The 18,693-nt window shown below is 56.0% G+C and carries 20 protein-coding genes; 14 read left to right on the top strand and 6 right to left on the bottom strand.

What is annotated here, in order from left to right; genetic code table 11:
* Positions 1-47 precede the first annotated feature (47 nt).
* Positions 48-1,709, bottom strand: coding sequence for a mechanosensitive ion channel family protein (locus tag ACR0DG_RS02965; RefSeq protein ID WP_480694152.1), 1,662 nt, complete (start codon positions 1,707-1,709; stop codon positions 48-50).
* Between the two features lie 201 nt (positions 1,710-1,910).
* Here ACR0DG_RS02965 and yajC point away from each other — a divergent pair, with 201 nt between their 5' ends.
* The 11 genes from yajC to ACR0DG_RS02910 all read left to right on the top strand — a co-directional run bounded on the left by yajC (position 1,911) and on the right by ACR0DG_RS02910 (position 9,580).
* Entirely contained in the window at positions 1,911-2,198 is a 288-nt protein-coding gene (gene yajC / locus ACR0DG_RS02960; RefSeq protein ID WP_170325331.1) for a preprotein translocase subunit YajC, read from the top strand.
* 33 nt (positions 2,199-2,231) lie between these two features.
* Positions 2,232-3,893 carry a protein translocase subunit SecD gene (secD, locus tag ACR0DG_RS02955; RefSeq protein ID WP_480694150.1) on the top strand — a complete coding sequence of 554 codons (1,662 nt, stop codon included), beginning with the start codon at positions 2,232-2,234 and terminating at the stop codon, positions 3,891-3,893.
* 1 nt (position 3,894) lies between these two features.
* Positions 3,895-4,863 carry a protein translocase subunit SecF gene (secF, locus tag ACR0DG_RS02950; RefSeq protein WP_480694148.1) on the top strand — a complete coding sequence of 323 codons (969 nt, stop codon included), beginning with the start codon at positions 3,895-3,897 and terminating at the stop codon, positions 4,861-4,863.
* Positions 4,856-5,602, top strand: coding sequence for a TSUP family transporter (locus ACR0DG_RS02945; protein ID WP_480694146.1), 747 nt, complete (start codon positions 4,856-4,858; stop codon positions 5,600-5,602). The genes secF and ACR0DG_RS02945 overlap by 8 nt, the downstream gene beginning before the upstream one ends.
* A gap of 9 nt (positions 5,603-5,611) precedes the next feature.
* Positions 5,612-5,965: an Mth938-like domain-containing protein gene (locus ACR0DG_RS02940; protein WP_480694144.1), complete on the top strand. Its 354-nt coding sequence runs from the start codon at positions 5,612-5,614 to the stop codon at positions 5,963-5,965.
* 154 nt (positions 5,966-6,119) lie between these two features.
* Positions 6,120-6,734: a heme ABC exporter ATP-binding protein CcmA gene (ccmA, locus tag ACR0DG_RS02935; RefSeq protein ID WP_480694142.1), complete on the top strand. Its 615-nt coding sequence runs from the start codon at positions 6,120-6,122 to the stop codon at positions 6,732-6,734.
* Positions 6,731-7,387, top strand: a complete 657-nt coding sequence (gene ccmB, locus ACR0DG_RS02930; protein WP_480694140.1) for a heme exporter protein CcmB — start codon at positions 6,731-6,733, stop codon at positions 7,385-7,387. Before ccmA ends, ccmB begins: the two co-directional genes overlap by 4 nt.
* Before the next feature lie 61 nt (positions 7,388-7,448).
* Positions 7,449-8,222, top strand: coding sequence for a heme ABC transporter permease (locus ACR0DG_RS02925; protein ID WP_480694138.1), 774 nt, complete (start codon positions 7,449-7,451; stop codon positions 8,220-8,222).
* Complete coding sequence (gene ccmD / locus ACR0DG_RS02920; RefSeq protein ID WP_480694136.1) at positions 8,219-8,377, top strand: heme exporter protein CcmD; 159 nt, start codon at positions 8,219-8,221, stop codon at positions 8,375-8,377. Before ACR0DG_RS02925 ends, ccmD begins: the two co-directional genes overlap by 4 nt.
* A complete protein-coding gene (locus ACR0DG_RS02915) occupies positions 8,370-8,906 on the top strand; it encodes a DsbE family thiol:disulfide interchange protein (protein WP_480694134.1) in 537 nt (178 codons plus the stop codon). Before ccmD ends, ACR0DG_RS02915 begins: the two co-directional genes overlap by 8 nt.
* Before the next feature lie 20 nt (positions 8,907-8,926).
* Positions 8,927-9,580, top strand: coding sequence for a hypothetical protein (locus ACR0DG_RS02910; RefSeq protein ID WP_480694132.1), 654 nt, complete (start codon positions 8,927-8,929; stop codon positions 9,578-9,580).
* Positions 9,581-9,796: 216 nt separating this feature from the next.
* On the opposite strand, the gene acnA is transcribed toward ACR0DG_RS02910, so the two are convergent.
* Complete coding sequence (acnA, locus tag ACR0DG_RS02905) at positions 9,797-12,487, bottom strand: aconitate hydratase AcnA (RefSeq protein WP_480694130.1); 2,691 nt, start codon at positions 12,485-12,487, stop codon at positions 9,797-9,799.
* Positions 12,488-12,715: 228 nt separating this feature from the next.
* Here acnA and ACR0DG_RS02900 point away from each other — a divergent pair, with 228 nt between their 5' ends.
* Positions 12,716-13,417, top strand: a complete 702-nt coding sequence (locus tag ACR0DG_RS02900; RefSeq protein WP_480694128.1) for a DUF1223 domain-containing protein — start codon at positions 12,716-12,718, stop codon at positions 13,415-13,417.
* Here the strand turns inward: ACR0DG_RS02900 and ACR0DG_RS02895 are convergent, their stop codons facing one another.
* The 4 genes from ACR0DG_RS02895 to purB form a co-directional block, all read right to left on the bottom strand.
* Positions 13,418-14,341 carry a lysophospholipid acyltransferase family protein gene (locus tag ACR0DG_RS02895; RefSeq protein WP_480694126.1) on the bottom strand — a complete coding sequence of 308 codons (924 nt, stop codon included), beginning with the start codon at positions 14,339-14,341 and terminating at the stop codon, positions 13,418-13,420.
* Between the two features lie 105 nt (positions 14,342-14,446).
* Positions 14,447-15,538: a flagellar motor switch protein FliG gene (locus tag ACR0DG_RS02890; RefSeq protein ID WP_480694124.1), complete on the bottom strand. Its 1,092-nt coding sequence runs from the start codon at positions 15,536-15,538 to the stop codon at positions 14,447-14,449.
* A gap of 68 nt (positions 15,539-15,606) precedes the next feature.
* Positions 15,607-16,152: a tetratricopeptide repeat protein gene (locus tag ACR0DG_RS02885; protein WP_480694122.1), complete on the bottom strand. Its 546-nt coding sequence runs from the start codon at positions 16,150-16,152 to the stop codon at positions 15,607-15,609.
* A 377-nt stretch (positions 16,153-16,529) separates the two neighbouring features.
* Positions 16,530-17,834 (bottom strand): adenylosuccinate lyase, encoded by a 1,305-nt coding sequence (gene purB / locus ACR0DG_RS02880; protein WP_480694120.1) that lies wholly within the window; start codon positions 17,832-17,834, stop codon positions 16,530-16,532.
* 89 nt (positions 17,835-17,923) lie between these two features.
* Here purB and ACR0DG_RS02875 point away from each other — a divergent pair, with 89 nt between their 5' ends.
* Both ACR0DG_RS02875 and ACR0DG_RS02870 read left to right on the top strand, forming a co-directional pair.
* Positions 17,924-18,256, top strand: coding sequence for a hypothetical protein (locus ACR0DG_RS02875; protein WP_480707030.1), 333 nt, complete (start codon positions 17,924-17,926; stop codon positions 18,254-18,256).
* Positions 18,253-18,675 carry a DUF6314 family protein gene (locus ACR0DG_RS02870; RefSeq protein WP_480694116.1) on the top strand — a complete coding sequence of 141 codons (423 nt, stop codon included), beginning with the start codon at positions 18,253-18,255 and terminating at the stop codon, positions 18,673-18,675. Before ACR0DG_RS02875 ends, ACR0DG_RS02870 begins: the two co-directional genes overlap by 4 nt.
* Positions 18,676-18,693 lie beyond the last annotated feature (18 nt).

Below are 18,693 nucleotides of genomic sequence, written 5' to 3'. Positions count from 1 at the left end.
CACTGAGACCGCTTATGCACCATCTGAAAGGCGGGGTGTAGCACCGGTTACGACTTATCCGCATCCCCGTGCGTTTCATGCGCCAGATGGCCATCCCATTCCTCGGCTGGGATCTTAGGCTCGGCCGGATCCGCGATGTAAGAGGGGGTCATGATCTGCACGTTATTCTCATTGAACACAGCCACGATGTTGCGATGCAGGTCCGAGCGAATTTTCGGAATTATGCTGCCCCGCGTGGTGTAACCGTTGATCTGATAGTTGATCGCGTAATCGGCCAAAGCGGTCCACAGAACAAAGGGTTCAGGCTTGGCCTTAATCCCTTTGGTGCGTTGTGCGGCCTCAATCAGCATAGCCTCGACTTTTTCAGGCGGCTCTTCATATCCAATGCCAACGGTCGTGTGTAGCAACAACCCGCTACCATCTGTTTTCTTTGAGAAATTCACCACGTCCGAGTTCATAAGCTGGGCGTTCGGGATCGAAATCAGCTCGTTCTTGATGGACTTGAGGTGCGTCTCCATCAGCTTGATCTGAACAACGTCCCCGATATGGTCGCCGATCTGTATGCGATCGCCGATAGAGGTCGATCGGCGATAGATCACGAACAAACCAGCCAGCATATTGGATACGACCGAGTTTGCGCCAAGCGACAGCATTGCGCCGACCAGAATGGTCAGGCCTTGAAACGCTGCGGAATCCGAACCCGGAATATAGGGAACCGCGAATACAAGCGCGATCAGGATGATCACGACGCGGGCTATGTTGAACGTGGGGTTGACCCAGTGGCTTTCGAAATCCGACATCTCAAAGGTCCCGGCCTCAACCGCGTCAAAAAAGACGCGCATCCCTTTGATGACGTACATCGTGATCCACGTGATCAGGGCCAGCATGATGAGATTCGGGAAATAGCTGATCACGCCTTTGAAGATCAGCAGAACCGGTTCGGTCAGATAGGTTAGCAGCAGTTGGGCGAAGTACCGCGTCTCGGCGAATGCCAAAAGGACGAAGGACAGATAGTAATAAAACCCAAGAAAGAAGACGACCAGCAGCACGAAGTTCAACCCGTAGCGGATCAGTGCTGCAATGGCTTCGGCTTGAACATGCTTTGCCGTCGCGGTTTCTACGTCTTTCAGGTAGCGCTGAACAAACCGGAGCGTTCTTCGGCGTACACGGCGATGCAGCCAGAATATGAGCACGATGAACAAGGCAAAGCCAATCGTCCATGCCAGAGCTTCGATTGCGCCTGACACCCGGGCCTGATCGGTTCTGTTCGCGCGGTAGGAAACGATCGCCGTTTCGATCGCTTCGCCATGCAAAAAGCTGAGAACGTCCAGCTCCATCTGGTCCAGTTCGGCATCCGCTTCGGTGACAATAGAAACAGCGTTGCCGTCCACCAGAATGCGCGTTCCCAGTTCCGTTTCTTCATAAGTGACAGTGACGCTCGGGTCGTCTGACGCTTCGGCGGCCTCGATGATGTTGCTTTGAACGGTCTCCGCCCGCTCAGACGCTGGCAGCGCGCTGGACCCGCGAAGGAAAAACAACATGTCCCCGTCGACAATGACGGGGGCCTTGAAGGTTTCGGATTGCTCGGGGCTTTCTTCGGTAGGCGCTTCCGCTTCCTGCGCCATGACCGGGCCCGCCAAAAGAGCCAGCCAAAGGGCTGCGATCAGAAAACGGATAAGCGAGCCAAGGTTTTGAAAAGTCTGTGTCATTGAGCCCTCTTTGACCCGACTATATCCAACAAAGCGCATGTTCCTAGGACTTTACTGCAACGATTGGACAAATCTTTCTGCATTACGCGGCAATCGTTGAAAAAACCTGTGTCGGCTTTCCTTGCAAACAGGCGGTTCTAAGCATAGGTTCTCGCAAAATTTGCGGAGCTATCCGCAGCCTCAAACCAAAAGGAATATCCCATGGAAGGTGGCGCAATCGCCCAGTTTCTCCCGCTGATCCTGATCTTCGCGATCATGTATTTTTTGCTGATCCGTCCGCAGCAGAAAAAGATGAAGGAACATCAGGCCATGGTTGAGGCCGTGCGCCGGGGCGATCAAGTGGTCACCCAGGGTGGCTTGATCGGAAAAGTGTCCAAGGTCAAAGAAGGCGAGAATGAGATTGAGGTCGAGCTTGCCGAAAACGTCAAGGTTCGTGTGGTCAAATCGACCATTGCGCAGGTTCTTAACAAGACCGAGCCCGCGAAATAACTTCGCGCCACAATCCCTTGAAAAGGCAGGGTAATGCTGCAAATTGATACCTGGAAGCGGGTTCTGATCTGGGCGGTCTGCGTGATCGGTCTGCTGATGGCCCTGCCGAACGCTTTCTATACGCGGGTCGAGCAATCGAATGACGCGAAAGCTGCAATCGAACTTGGCATCGACACGCCTGAAATGCAGGCAGAGGCCGGTTTGTGGCCAAACTGGATGCCGTCATCTCTGGTAAACTTGGGTCTGGACCTGCGCGGAGGCGCGCATTTGCTGGCTGAGGTCAAGGTCGGTGATGTCTACGAATCCCGTATGGATGCGATGTGGCCCGAAATCCGCGATGCCCTGCGGGATGAGCGCGGTACGGTGGGTACGATCCGCCGTCAGGACTCGGCCCCCGATGAGATTCGTGTCCGCATCAGCCAACCCGAAGGGATGTCGCGCGCGCTGGAAGTTGTGCGCGGTCTGGCCCGTCAGGTTCAAACACTGACCGGAGTAGGGGCAACAGATATCGAAGCGCGCGCGGATGGCGATACCATCGTGGTGCAACTGTCTGAGGCTGAAAAGCTTGCATCCGATGACCGGACCGTACGTCAATCCCTTGAGATCATCAGGCGCCGTATTGACGAAGTAGGAACGCGTGAGCCAACGATCCAACGTCAGGGTACAGATCGCATACTGATCCAGGTGCCGGGTATTGGCAGCGCCGGTGAATTGAAAGAGATCATCGGAACAACGGCGCAGCTTACCTTTAACCCGGTCGTTGGACGCGGAACCGACCCGGATGCTATTGCGGGCGTGGGGGAAAAAGTTGTCCCGTCGATCGACGAGAACGGTGTTTTCTACACGCTGGAATCAGCGCCCGTCGTGACCGGAGAAGAGCTGGTCGATGCTCAACCCGCCTTTGACCAAAATGGGCGCCCGGCCGTCAACTTCAGGTTCAACACGTCTGGTGCGCGTAAATTCGGTGATTATACGCTGGAAAACATTGGTGCGCCTTTTGCCATCGTTCTGGATGACGAGGTCATTTCTGCACCTGTAATTCAAAGCCATATCCCCGGCGGGTCCGGGATCATCACAGGCAACTTCACTGTCGAGGAAAGCACCAATCTGGCTGTTCTGTTGCGCGCCGGGGCACTGCCCGCAGGGCTTGAGTTCCTTGAAGAACGCACAATCGGTCCTGAGCTAGGGCAAGACAGCATCGACGCAGGTAAGGTTGCCACGATTGTCGCCTTTGTCGCTGTGCTGGTCTTTATGGGGCTCAGCTATGGTCTTTTCGGTGTCTTTGCCAACATTGCGTTGATCCTGAACGTCGGTCTTCTGTTTGGTCTGCTTTCGTTGATTGGCGCGACGCTGACATTGCCGGGCATTGCCGGGATCGTCTTGACGGTCGGTATGGCTGTGGACGCTAACGTGCTGATCTTTGAGCGTATTCGCGAAGAACTGAAGTCCGCCAAAGGCCCGGCACGTGCGATCGAATTGGGTTATGAAAAAGCTTTGTCGGCCATTTTGGACGCGAACGTGACCACGTTCATCACCGCGACGATCCTGTTTGCTATGGGCAGTGGCCCGGTGCGCGGTTTTGCCATCACTCTTGGCTTGGGTATTCTGACCTCGGTCTTCACCGCGATCTTCGTGACGCGTCTGATGATCGTGACCTGGTTCGAACGCCGCCGCCCGAAAACGATCGAGGTTTGACATGAGACTGAAACTCGTACCGCAAGAAACCTCGTTCGATTTTTTCAGCCGCTGGAAAGTATGGCTGGGCATTTCGGGCCTGATGATGGTGATCGCCTTTACGTCCTTCATGCTGCAAGGGCTGAACTTTGGTATCGACTTTCGAGGCGGCACCACAATTCGAACCCAAAGCACGCAAGAGATTGACGTAGGCGTCTATCGCGACGCAATCGCACCGCTGGAGTTGGGTGATGTGACCATCACCGAGATTTTTGATCCAACCTTCGGCGAAGACGAAAACGTTGCCATGATCCGTATTCAGGCTCAGGCTGATGCCGAGTCCGTCTCGGCCGCGACGGTCACCGCAGTCGAAGAAGCGTTGCAGGTCGCAGTACCTGATATTCAGTTCGTGTCAGTCGAATCCGTTGGCCCCAAAGTGTCAGGTGAGTTGATCCAGACCGCTGTAATCGCTGTGGTTTTGGCAATTGGCGCTGTGCTTGTGTACATCTGGTTGCGCTTTGAATGGCAATTTGCCCTAGGGGCTGTGGCCGCGCTGGTGCATGACGTTATCCTGACCATAGGTATCTTCTCAGAACTGCAAATTCGGTTCGACCTCGCTATTATTGCGGCGCTGCTGACCATTGTGGGGTATTCGTTGAACGATACCGTGGTGGTCTTTGACCGCGTGCGAGAGAACCTACGGAAATACAAAAAGAAAGACCTCAAAGAGGTTTTGAACATCTCGATCAACGAAACCCTTAGCCGGACGGTGATGACCTCGGTCACGACACTGCTGGCGCTGATCTCGCTTTATATACTGGGTGGAGATGTGATCCGTGGTTTCGTCTTTGCGATGATCTGGGGTGTGATCGTTGGCACGTATTCGTCGGTCTTCGTGGCGTCGACGATCCTGCTGTGGCTGGGTGTCAAACGCGATTGGTCCAAGCCGTCGAACACGGCGGGCAACCAGTTCGCCAATATCGATGCCTGATATTTTCGGCCAGTCCCCTATGGGGCTGGCCATCATTGTTTCGGCCGCCTTTCTGGGTGGCATCGTACGCGGCTTTTCCGGCTTTGGTACCGCACTGATTTTCCTTCCTATCGCGACACCGTTTCTAGGCCCGTTTGGCGCGCTGATCGGCCTGACCATCATGGATATCTTTGGGCCACTGCCAAACCTGCGCCGTGCATGGCGCGATGTAAACAAAGCAGACTTGGCAAGACTGGTCGGAGGCTGTGCAATTGTTCTGCCCATTGGGCTGTGGGTGCTGACGATGGTTGACGCGAATGTCTTTCGGTATGCCGTCAGCCTGCTTGCGTTCTTCATGCTTGCCATTCTGATCCTTGGGCTTCGGTATCACGGCCATGTTGGCCGGGCGATGGTTACCGGCATTGGTTTCGCGGCTGGTTTTCTGGGCGGTGTTGCCGGGCTGCCGGGGCCTGCTGTCATCCTGTTTTATATGTCACGACCACTGCCAGTTTCGGTTATTCGGGCCACCATTCTGCTGTTTCTTTTTGCCTTTGATTTTCTGCTGCTGGGATACCTTACCGGCATGAGCCGCGTTACATGGGCCGCAGTTGGCTTGGGGTTGCTATTGGCAGTGCCCAACCTTGCAGGCAATTTGCTGGGCGGTTGGCTGTTCGATCCAAATCGCGAAAAACTTTATCGCGCGGCGGCCTATGTGGCGATTGCGCTTGCGGCCTTGTCGGGCCTGCCGCTTTGGGGATAAAACGCACCCATGCGTCTGAATGAGATCACATATAACAACGCTGTCCCGGTGGACGGTTACGGCCCTGGCTTCTTTCGTATCGGGGGCGAGGTATTTGATGGTGCCGTCCTTACCGGCCCGACTGGAACTACCTCGTGGAGCGGCTATGAAGACAGCGCCACACTACTGGACCTTGTCGATCACATTGATGTTTTGTTCGTCGGCACCGGCAAAGAACTCACCCATATTCCTGCCCCGTTGCGATCCACGCTGGAAGAGGCCGGCATTGGTGTTGAGATCATGAATTCTCCTGCCGCGTGCCGGACCTACAATGTCCTGCTATCCGAGGGGCGACGCGTTGCATTGGCGCTGATCCCTGTTTGAAAACCGGTTTGTTGATCGGCGAAATCACCATAGTAGTGGTCGCAGCCTCGGCCTGTTATGGCCTTTCCAGATGTCAAAGGCTTGCTTCAAGGCTCGAACCCTCTGCGGCAATTCCGACCTTTTGCCCGCACGTACAATCCGTTAAGCGGGCTGCATGACACTGACCGTAACCGATCTGGCCATCGCCCGAGGGGGCGTTCCTGTGCTCGAGGGGCTCAGCTTTACGTTAAAAGCAGGGCGTGCCCTGATCCTGCGTGGGCCAAACGGTATCGGCAAGACAACGCTGTTGCGCACGCTCGCGGGGCTGCAACCTCCGATCGCGGGGCAGATCGATGGCGCAGAGGATCAAATCGCCTATGCGTCACATTCTGACGGGCTGAAACCAACCTTGACCGTGGTTGAAAACCTCAGCTTTTGGGCGGCGGTGTTCGGCACGGATAATATCCAGCCCGCTGTTGATGCCTTTGCATTGAACGATCTGGTGGATCGTCATGCAGGTAATCTGTCTGCGGGGCAGAAGCGTCGCTTGGGGCTTGCAAGGATGCTTGTAACCGGGCGCCCGATCTGGATGCTGGATGAACCCACGGTGTCACTGGATAAAAGTGCGGTGCAAATGTTCGCGAACGCTGTGCGCGCGCATCTGGGGCAGGGGGGATCCGCCTTGATCGCCACGCATATTGATCTGGGACTGGACGGAGAGATTCTGGACGTTGGACCCAACAAGGCCAAACCGAAACCCATTGATGACTTCGACGGAGGCTTTCTGTGATTGCCTTGTTGCTGCGCGATCTCAAACTGGCCTTCCGCGCAGGTGGAGGGTTTGGCCTGGGTTTGGCGTTCTTTCTGATCGTTACTGTTCTGGTGCCATTCTCGGTTGGCCCGCAATCCTCTCTGTTGTCGACGATCGCGCCCGGCGTGCTTTGGTTGGGCGCGCTGCTGGCGTGCCTGCTGTCGCTTGATCGTCTTCTGGCACTGGATTGGGAGGACGGCTCGCTTGATCTGTTGGCGACAGCTCCGTTGCCGCTGGAAGCCGTTGTAACGATCAAGGCGCTTGCGCACTGGCTTACGACGGGGCTGCCATTGGTTTTGGCTGCACCGTTCCTTGGCGTGCTGCTGAACCTGCCGGTCCCCGGTTTTTTCTGGCTGGTGATATCGCTGTTGATCGGCACTCCGGCGATGAGCGTGATTGGAACCTTTGGCGCCGCCCTGACTGTGGGCCTGAAACGAGGAGGCCTACTGCTGTCCCTTCTGGTTCTGCCGCTATACGTACCGACACTGATCTTTGGGGCAGAGGTCGCGCGCCGTGGTGCGACCGGAATGGAAACACAGACCCCTTTGCTGATGCTGGCGGGGATAACGGCGGCGACGATCGCGCTGTTGCCATTCGCTAGCGCCGCCGTTTTGCGTATCAACCTTCGGTGACGTTCTCTAAGATTGACCGAGGTCAATTGAGAACGCGCCCGACTCGGACTAGATAAGGCCTATGTCTATCGCAGCTAAAGCCAACGCCCTTTGGGAATACGCCAACCCGCGCAAGTTCCTTGCGACCAGTGAACGCGTCATGCCGTTCTTCTGGATTACGTCCATTGCATGCATTGTCGTGGGGCTGGTTTGGGGGTTCTTCTTTACGCCGGATGACTACAAACAGGGTTCGACCGTAAAGATCATCTACCTGCATGTCCCTTCGGCCCTGATGGCGATTAACTGTTGGCTGATGATGCTGGCGACCTCTCTGGTCTGGCTGGTGCGTCGTCACCATGTCAGTGCATTGGCTGCTCGTGCTGCGGCACCCATTGGTATCGTGATGACGCTGATCGCGCTGGCGACGGGTGCAATTTGGGGCCAGCCGATGTGGGGTACATGGTGGGCCTGGGATCCGCGCCTGACGTCATTTCTGATCTTGTTCCTGTTTTACCTTGGCTACGTGGCCCTGTGGGAAGCCATCGAAGATCCGGACACGGCTGCTGATCTGACTTCGGTTTTATGTTTGGTAGGATCGGTCTTTGCGATCCTGAGCCGCTATGCGGTGAACTTCTGGAACCAAGGGCTCCATCAAGGCGCATCGGTGATGCGCGCGGCAGCTGTTACCGGTACGGATACCGAAGAAAAAGTCAGCAACATATTCTTCTATCCGCTGCTGGTGTGCATCATCGGGTTCGTTCTGCTGTTCATTGCGTTAGTATTATACCGCACTGGGACCGAGATCCGCGCTCGTCGTATCAAGGCGCTGCTTGCACGTGAAAGGGTAAACGGATGATGCCTGATCTGGGAAAATATGCTGATACAGTTTTGTGGTCTTACGTCATTTCGATCGGGCTCTTGGTGGCGCTGATCGTCTTCAGCGTTATTCGTGGCCGCAAGGTGCGAGGCGAAATGGAAAAGGTCGAAGAACGGATGACACGCAATGGCTAAAATCTCGCCCCTGATGATTGCGCCGCCGCTGATCTTTGGCGCCTTCGCCGTTTTGGCCGGGATCGGCATGTTCCGGGATGACCCCGATGCGTTGCCTTCGGCGCGCGAAGGTCAGCCCGCGCCGCCAGTCGTACTGACCGAATTTGAAGGCAAGCCAAATTTCGACGATGCGACGTTGCGCGATGGCGAGGTCAAGCTGGTGAACTATTGGGCCAGTTGGTGCGCGCCCTGCAGGGTCGAGCATCCAAACCTTCAAGCCCTGTCTGATGAGGGCATTCCGGTTTATGGCATCAACTACAAAGACCAACCCGCAAACGCGGAATCCTTCCTTACGGAACTTGGCGACCCTTACGCGGGAATTGGTCGTGATGAACAGGGCCGCATGGGGCTTGATTGGGGTGTATATGGCGTGCCCGAAACCTACGTCATTGACGGGGAAGGGACGATCATCCTGCGCTTTGCGGGCCCCGTTACCCAGCGCGTGATCGAAAGCACGATCCGCCCGGCGCTGGAAAAAGCGGCCAATTAATGCGGTAGGGCTGTCTTCAGATGGAAGATGCTGGCTTTTTGAATGATCTGGTCACGATTACCCGTTTAGGGGTCGTGACCGTTTTGCTTTGGGCGGGCACTCGGGTCTGGGAAGTTGTGCTTAAAGCCAAACAGCGTCGGGATGACCGGAATGCCCTGTTGCGCGCCCTCTTTGCCGAGGTGGACTTCAATACTAACGATTTGACGCGATTTTTGGAAACAGCCCCGGCGTTGACCTTGTTTGAAAAGCTGTTCGAAAAAGACAGCTATATTCCGCATGTCACGGACGCACGCCATACGGATGTTTACAGGTCTGGCATTCGCGAATTGCATTTTCTCGAAGATGACCTGATCTCAGAGTTTGTGAAATTCTATGGTGGTCTTGAAAAAATCCGGACGCAAATCGAAGGTTTGCACAAACCGAGCTTCCTTGAGATATCAGTTGCCGGAAAAGTGGGGACGATCCGCGGCCTTTACAATACCTGCAGCGCCTGCGAAGGCACCGGAAAAAGCATCCTTTCGCGGATGGAGCGCAAATACTCGGATCTCAAACTAAAAAGGCGCCCGGAACGGATGTTCGGGCACCTGGACGGTGACGAGGGTGACTTGAAAGCCAGATTAGCGGCTTTGACGTCAAACCTGGATCGGATCAGGGCCAATACGCATGATTCATAATCTCCTCTGTGTGACCAATATATAAGGCCGCTTTTGCCTATTTTCAAGTTAATGCGGCGGCTCGGGCAAGCTTTGCAAAAACGCGGTGCGGTATAGGCACATCAGAGAAAATCACGTTTCTGCGGCGTAAATTCAAGGGCATTCCACAGTGCCGGTTTCCATTCCCAACCGTACGCAGGAAAAGGGCACATGTGATATGTGCCCTTTTGCGCTGTTTCAGCCCGCCTTGGCCAGATTACGCAATACGTAATGAAGCACGCCGCCGTTTTCGATGTACTCGATCTCGGGTGCTGTATCGATCCGGCACTTCAGGGTGATGGTTTTTTCGGTGCCGTCCCCATAAACGATGGTACAGGGCACTTCCTGCAAGGGCTGGATCGTGTCGAGACCATGGATCGAAACGGTTTCATCCCCTTTCAAACCCAACGACTTGCGGGTGTCGCCGCCCGTGAACTCAAAAGGAATCACACCCATACCAACCAGGTTCGAACGGTGGATACGCTCGAAGCTTTCGGCGATAACCGCTTTGACACCCAGCAGCGCAGTTCCCTTGGCTGCCCAGTCCCTGGAAGACCCGGCGCCGTATTGCTCGCCACCAAAGACGACCAGCGGCGTGCCTTGTTCCTGATAGGCCATGGACGCGTCGTAGATCGACGTCTGTGCGCCATCCGGTCCCTTGGTATAGCCGCCTTCGACGCCGTCCAGCATTTCGTTCTTGATGCGGATATTGGCAAAGGTGCCGCGCATCATGACCTCGTGATTGCCGCGGCGCGAACCGTAAGAGTTGAACTCGCGCGGTTGGACCTGACGTTCGATCAGATACTGGCCGGCCGGAGAAGTGGTTGCAAAAGACCCAGCGGGCGAGATGTGGTCGGTCGTGACCATGTCACCCAGAATCGCCAGAACCTTGGCACCTTCGATGTTGGTGATTGTGCCCGGCTCGGGGCCCATTCCCTGAAAGTAAGGTGGGTTCTGGATATAGGTCGAGGTCGGCGGCCAGTCATAGGTTTCGGCATCCGTGGTTTCCACCGATTGCCATTTCTCGTCGCCTTTGAACACGTCCGCATATTTCGACTGGAACGCCTCGCGCGTTACAGTGGCCTCGACCAGATCGGCGATTTCTTTTTGGGTGGGCCAGATGTCCTTCATGAAGACGTCATTGCCGTCCTTATCTTGTCCAATCGGTTCCGATGTCACGTCGATATCCATCGTACCGGCCAGAGCATAGACAACCACCAAAGGCGGAGACGCCAAGTAGTTGGCACGTACATCTGGCGAAATCCGCCCTTCGAAGTTGCGGTTGCCCGACAGAACCGAAGTGGCGACCAGATCGCCTTCGGCAATCGCTTCGGACAGTTCCTTCTGGATCGGGCCCGAGTTGCCAATACAGGTCGTGCAACCATAGCCAACAAGGTTAAAGCCAATCTTGTCCAGATCTTCCTGCAGACCGGCGGCCTCAAGATAGGCCGACACAACCTGCGATCCCGGTGCGAGAGAGGTCTTGACCCAAGGCTTGCGATCCAGACCCAGCGCAGCGGCCTTACGTGCCACCAAACCCGCGCCGATCATCACGTATGGGTTTGACGTGTTCGTACAGGACGTAATCGAAGCGATCACAACCTTGCCCGAATCCAGTGTGTAGTCCTCGCCTTTGACTGCAACCTCTTTGCCCATCGGACGTTTGAAGGTTTCGGCCATTTCCTTTGTAAAGGCGGCCTTGGCATCCGTTAGTGCAACATAATCCTGCGGACGTTTCGGCCCCGAGATGGCGGGTACGATGGTGCCCATATCCAGCGAAAGGGTGTCGGTGTAGATCGGCGCGTAGTTCTCATCCCGCCAAAAGCCGTTCTCTTTGGCATAGGCTTCGACCAGAGCCAACCGATCTTCATCGCGGCCGGTATTGCGCATGTAGCGCAGGGTTTCACCGTCGATTGGGAAGAACCCGCAGGTCGCACCGTATTCGGGGGCCATGTTGGCAATAGTTGCGCGGTCAGCCAGCGGCAGACGGTCCAGGCCCTCGCCGTAGAATTCAACAAATTTACCAACCACGCCCTTTTCGCGCAGCATTTCGACGACCTTCAACACCAGGTCGGTGCCGGTGGTGCCTTCGACCATCGCCCCGGTCAGCTCAAAGCCGACAACCTCGGGGATCAGCATCGAGATTGGCTGACCCAGCATCGCGGCCTCGGCCTCAATGCCGCCGACGCCCCAGCCCAGAACGGCCATGCCGTTGACCATGGTGGTGTGGCTGTCCGTGCCGACCAGCGTGTCAGGATAGGCGACTTCTTCGCCGTTCTGGTCTTTGTCTGTCCAAACCGTTTGGGCAAGATATTCCAGGTTCACCTGGTGGCAGATACCGGTGCCAGGGGGAACAACACGGAAATTGTTGAACGCGCTCTGACCCCATTTCAGGAACTGATACCGTTCCATGTTGCGCTCATACTCGCGGTCCACGTTCATCTGGAACGCGCGCGGGTTGCCGAATTCGTCGATCATGACCGAGTGGTCGATGACCAGATCAACCGGGTTCAGCGGGTTGATCTTTTGTGCGTCGCCGCCCAGACCCTTGATCCCATCCCGCATCGCGGCGAGGTCCACCACGGCCGGAACTCCGGTGAAATCCTGCATCAACACGCGGGCAGGGCGGTACGCGATCTCGCGCGGGTTTTTACCACCATTCGCACCCCATTCGGAGAAGGCCTTGATATCGTCGACCGAGACTGAAAAACCTGCATCTTCGAAACGCAGCATGTTCTCGAGTACCACCTTGAGCGCGGCTGGCAGTTTCGAGAAATCACCCAGTCCAGCTTCTTGAGCTGCGGGAATCGAATAATAGGCAATGGTTTTTCCGTTCACGCTCAGGCTGCGGCGTGTTTTGGCAGTGTCCTGTCCGACTGTAATGGGCATGTAATGGCCTCCCTCTCAAATAACTTGGATAGTGGGGTTCGCTGAGTGATATCTGCATCACGCAAGCCTTTGTTTCAAGGTTCTGTGCGAAACGTAGTCAAATATTTGTATACCATTGCACACATTTTTGACATCTGAGGTGTTCCACCTCTCAAGAAACCTTGATTGGAGGTTGAGGGGATATCCGCGTAAACAGAACGAGTATCCCACGAAAATCCGAGAGCGAACATGTTCAAAACCGTTACCACGACCGCGCTTGTTTCTTTGTTTATGGCAACTGCTGCAGTGGCCGAGAATGACCCGGTCGTTGTCGAATTGTTCACCTCGCAAGGTTGTTCCTCCTGTCCCCCCGCAGACCTGATCATGCATGATCTGGCGAAACGCGACGATGTGATCGGTTTGGCGTTGCATGTGGATTATTGGGATTACATTGGTTGGGAAGATGAATACGCCGATCCGGGGCACACTGTGCGTCAGCGTGCTTATGCCCGCAGCGGTGGGCGTTCCATGATCTATACCCCACAGATGGTCATTAACGGACAGCAGGATGTTGTGGGCGCACAGTCGCTGGAGCTGAACCAACTGATCGACTCCCACCTGAATGCCGAACCTAAGGTGTCTGTGACCGCGGCACGCGACGGCAACGAGGTAACGGTCGACGTCACGCCGCTGAACGATTCAGCCAATGGCGCGTACGATATTCGGGTCGTGCAATACTCACCGCTGCGTCACGCCTCAATCCGCCGTGGCGAATTGGCAGGGCATGAACTGGATTATGCAAACGTCGTGGAATCCTGGCAGATGGCAGGGCAATGGGACGGGACTGATCCAGAGCAGTTCTCAGTGTCGCTTGCGTCTGACCTGCCGGCTGTCGTCATGGTTCAATGGGTTGGACATGGCCATATCGTAGCGGCCACGCGCGTTAAGTGATCAGGGCATATCCTCTGGTCGAACGCCCAGCCCATTCCAGTATTTCCACCGACGGTGAATCCAAAACCACTGTCCCATGTGCTTTTTGACCATGGCTTCAAGGTCATCGTTGGTAAATTGCGTCATGGTTTTCGCATCGGTGTGTGGCACGGGATCGTGCAGAACGATTTCAAAGTCCACCCCGTTCGGCTGACGAACCGCATAGCATGGGATCAGGACGGCTTTATATTTGATGGCCAATTCCGCGTTCAGGACTGATGTCACCGCGGGCTTTCCAAAGAACATAAGCTCTTCGCCGCCATGGGCGTGCAAGTCCGAAACGATTGCGATGATGCCACCCTTTTTGAGCGAGCGGACCATTTCGACCATTCCGCGCCGCCCTTGTTCAAACATTGGGGCTCCGGTTTTGTAGAACGCATCGACATACATGTCGTTGAAATACGGGTTCGCCATACGCCGGTACAAACACCCGATAGGTTGTCCGCTGCGGGCCTGCAACGCAATGCGTGCTGCAAGGTAGTGGCCAAAATGGGCTGTGATCATCATCACGGGTTTACCCTCGGCAACCGCGGCGTCGAATGCTGCGATCCCGGGGCCAGAGATTTTTGCCGTGCTTTGGCGCTGGGTGAAACCTTCGGGCGAAAAATGCTCCATAATGGCGCGCCCGGCATTGTCGGGAACCGCGCGGCAAATACGATTCACCTCGTCTTCTGTAAGGTCCGGGCAGGTAAGCTTAAGGTTGCTGCGCACGCGTTTGGTGAAACCGACAAGCGGAGAAAGCCCCCTGACGATCGCGCCCATGGCACCAATGCGACGCTCGTACGGGAGCAGACGCATCGCCCCGATGACACCTTTGAGGAACAGACCGGTTACATAGTATTTGCCAAGCTCAAATCGGCTTAGTTCAGACTTTTCAACGGGCATCAGAAGGTCTCGGCGGCTGTTGCGAATTGCCGGTCAGACATACATTCGGGAACTCGCAACCACAAGCACCCTGAGCAACATGCCGCAATTCTTGCGGAACGGTTTCTATTCGACGCTCTCATCCTCGATCAGTGTAATGGCGCCTTCATCCACCAAGGCTCGTATCGCACCGACGATCTGAGACATTGAAGCTTCGGCGTCTGTTTGTTTTACAGGTGTACGCTCCTGCATTTCCTCACGCAGGTTGTCGGCCAGCCGCGAAGACATGTTGGCTAATAGAAATTCGACGGACGCCTTGTCACCCTCAGTAGCGGCACCTGCAAGTGCAGTGACAAGGACGGGTTGTTCGACGCCGCGCAGGATGGCCGGAACATCGCGCGGCTGAATGCGTGTCGGGATATGAGCAAAGGTAAAAATAGACTGACGGACAACACTGGCGAAATCCGAATCCTCTTCGTCCAATGCGGATAACAGTCCGTCGCGAGTCGATGCTGCCGATTGATTGAGGATCGCCCCAACTCTGGCACCGGGCGCATCACTGAAGGCCGTTGGGGGCCGTTGGTCCAGTTGGGCAGCGAATGACCAACCAATCCGCTCAACCGCTTCGGGTGTGACATTGGCGGTTTTTGACACAGCGTACGTGATGCGACGGGCGACGGGGCCGGGTAGGTTGCCCAACAATTGCGCAGCTTTTGCAGTGTCCAGTTTAGAGAGCAGGACAGCCGCTATTTCGGTACTTTCTGCCTGTGCGAGTTCGGCAAGATCTTCTGCTGGGATCTCTCTCAAACGTTGCCAGGGATCTCCGATCTGCCGAACCCCTGCGACCTTACGCAGCCGCGCAGCAGTTGCGGGCGCGATTTTCCCGTTTACGGCGTCGAGCGCGCTGGCTAACCCGTGTGGGAAGGACAGGCCGATGCTATCCAGCGCCTCGGCAAACTCGGCAGCAACCGCGTCAAGTGTCACGCGGTCAACCAGACCCATTTGCCCCAGTTGGTGGGTCAGCTTTTCCTGCAATGCGTCAGGAAGGTCTTCCAATGGGATGTCAGCGCCTTCGTTCAGCAGCAGGCGAACAACCACTGCTGCCTTCTGGCGACTTGTTAGCGAACGTGGAACGACCCGAGGCCCATCGTCGCTGTTGTCAGCTACGGGTGCTGCATGCCCCGGAGCCACCTGTATCAAAGTGTTTGAGTCCTGCATCTGCCTGTGGTGCCAAGTTGTTGTCCCACAGGCAGATTACGGAGAGTCGGGTAAAGAAAAGCTGAAGCTTAGTAGTTAAACGTCAACCCGGTGCGGATCGCTTCGCGAAGCGACGCTTCGGCCCATGTCCCTTCACCGCCACGCGCTTTGATTTCGCGCCACTGCTCGATGGCCAGATCAGTTTTGCCTTCGACGACGAAACCCTGCGCCATGTATGAGCGCGCCAGAATGTTATCCGGGTTCGCATCAATTGCGTTTTGATAGAACATGTTTGCCAGCGTCAATTCACCCATCTTGCGGAAGGTGAAGCCCCAGTACGTCTGTACGCGGTCATCGTCCTGATCCATGATGCGCAGGATACTTTGCGCGTTCTCGTACTGACCGTCATACGCCAGTTCGCGCACGGCTTGGTACAGCTCGTCATTGGTAAAGTTGGTCGTGCTGGGTTTAACACAGCGACCACGATCCTTGTCATATACCCGACCAAACAGGCACTTCTTTGTCGTGTTGGTCGTCTTTGGCGGGTTATTACTGCCGCCACCGCCAGCGGCGTGCACGGCCGGCGCGAAAGCAAATGCCTGAATGGCAATGGCTGAAGCTAGTACGAGACGCATTTTCCTACTCCGTTCTCAAGTCTGCTCTGATCAATCATAGTGCGATCCGATAGAAAGCTAACAACCAGAGGCTCGCTTTTATTCACGAGTAGGAAAGAAACATTTAGCTGTTAACAATTTTTGTGCAGCTATGGGTCTCGGAATCCCAGTAGGTTCCTGGGGCGCAGGATTGCGTCTGTTCGGTGTGGGCATTGCACGCCAAAGCAGCCGTGGTCGAGCTGACAAGAGCTAATGAGCATAGAATTGTACGGATCATCCTGCGTCTCCTGAATGGAACTATGCAATCATCATATCCGAATTTGACCTGAAATTCAAAAACAGAGACCCGGAGCACTGATCGCGATCCGGGTCCCTGCAACTATTTGAGCGGGAGGCTTTTATTCGCCAAACACACGCGCAAAAATCGTGTCGACATGCTTGGTATGGTAACCGAGGTCGAATTTTTCTTCGATCTCGGCTGGGCTGAGGGCAGCAGTGACGTCAGCGTCAGCCAGCAGTTCCTCTTTGAAATCGGTGCGGTGTTCCCAAACCTTCAACGCGTTACGCTGAACCATGGCATAGGCGTCTTCGCGGCTGACGCCCGCTTGGGTCAGAGCCAGTAGAACGCGCTGGCTCATGACCAGACCGGGGAACTTGTTCATGTTCTCGATCATGTTTTCAGGGAAGATCAGCATCTTGTCGATCACGCCGGTCAGGCGGGCCAGCGCAAAATCCAGCGTGATCGTAGCGTCCGGCCCGATCATGCGCTCGACTGAGGAGTGCGAGATATCGCGTTCATGCCAAAGTGCCACGTTCTCCATCGCCGGGATAACGGCGGCACGGACCATACGGGCTAGGCCGGTCAGGTTCTCGGTCAGGACCGGATTTTTCTTATGTGGCATGGCCGACGAGCCTTTTTGACCCATCGAAAAGAACTCGGCCCCTTCCAGCACCTCGGTCCGCTGCATATGGCGGATTTCGATGGCGATGTTTTCAACGCTGCTGGCGATGACGCCCAAGGTCGCAAAGAAGGCCGCATGACGGTCGCGCGGGATAACCTGAGTGCTGATCGGTTCGGGCACGAGACCCAGCTTGTCGCACACATGCTCTTCGACCGCCGGGTCGATATTGGCAAAGGTGCCGACCGCGCCGCTGATTGCGCCGGTTGCGATCTCGGCGCGGGCGTCGCGCATGCGGGACAGGTTGCGGTCCATCTCGGCGTAAAAGCGCGCGAAAGTCAGACCCATGGTGGTGGGCTCGGCGTGGATGCCGTGGCTACGGCCGATGCGGACGGTGTCCTTGTGTTCGATCGCGCGGCGTTTCAGGGCGGCCAGCAGACCTTCGAGGTCTGCGATCAACAAGTCAGCAGCGCGGGTCAGTTGTACGTTCAGGCAAGTGTCCAACACGTCCGAGCTGGTCATGCCCTGATGAACAAAACGCGCCTCTTCGCTGCCGACATGCTCGGCGAGATGGGTCAGGAATGCGATGACGTCGTGCTTGGTGACGGCTTCGATCTCATCAATGCGGGCTACGTCGAATTCGACATCCTTGGCCTTCCACACGGCCTCGGCGTTTTCGCGCGGGATCACACCTAGATCAGCCATGGCGTCGCAGGCATGCGCCTCGATCTCGAACCAGATGCGGAACTTGGTTTCGGGCGACCAGATGGAAACCATCTCGGGGCGGGAATAACGCGGAATCATTGGCAGCTGCACCTTTTTGTGATTTGGCAGAGGACGATGCGGCGCGGTTTAAACCCACCCGCGCAAGGGAACAAGGCACGAGTGCAATGATGAGACGGTTTGCCCTGATTTTAGCCCTTTGGCCCACCACTACGATGGCCGATGCGTTTCGTCCTTTGACGGGGGCTGAGATTACGGCGGCCTTGACCGGTGCAAAACTTGGGTACGGAGACGGCGTTTGGCAGACCTTTGATGCGTCAGGGGCAACCCAGTATTTCTCTGGCCGTCCCAGTGCCGGGCGCTGGGCGGTGCGTGATGATCAGTATTGCTCGGTCTGGCCTCCGTCCTCATTGTGGGCGTGCTACGACGTGCATCGCGCAGGGGACATCATCCGCTTTATCGATGATAACGGGGGTCGCACCGATGGAAGGTATGCAGAATGAGTTTGCCAACCTGCCTTTCTGATTTCCAAGGGGACTGGGCCTTGACCCGCACGATCCGGGACGCGCGGGCAGGGCACGATGTGCACGCCGAGGGTATCGCGCGCCTGTATCAGGCCGAGGACGGCCTTGTGTATGACGAAGAGGTGTCTTTGCGCATACCGGGGCAACCCGAGATGAAAGGCACGCGCCGCTATTTCTGGCGCGATAGCGATGACGGGATAGCCGTTTACTTTGAGGATGGCCGGTTTTTTCACACCCTGAAGCTTGGCACGCCGCAAGCGACCGATCATCACGATTGCGCGCCGGACAGCTATGATGTGGTGTATGATTTCGGGCAATGGCCGATCTGGAACGTGCGATGGATCGTAGCAGGTCCCCGAAAATCCTATGAAATGGACACGAAGTACGCTCTGCGATAGCGTAATCATGTTGCAGAA

It is taken from the genome of Ruegeria sp. BG8 (assembly GCF_056538325.1).
The sequence above is the reverse complement of the archived record's forward strand: the minus strand, read 5'-3'. Positions and strand labels throughout refer to the sequence as shown.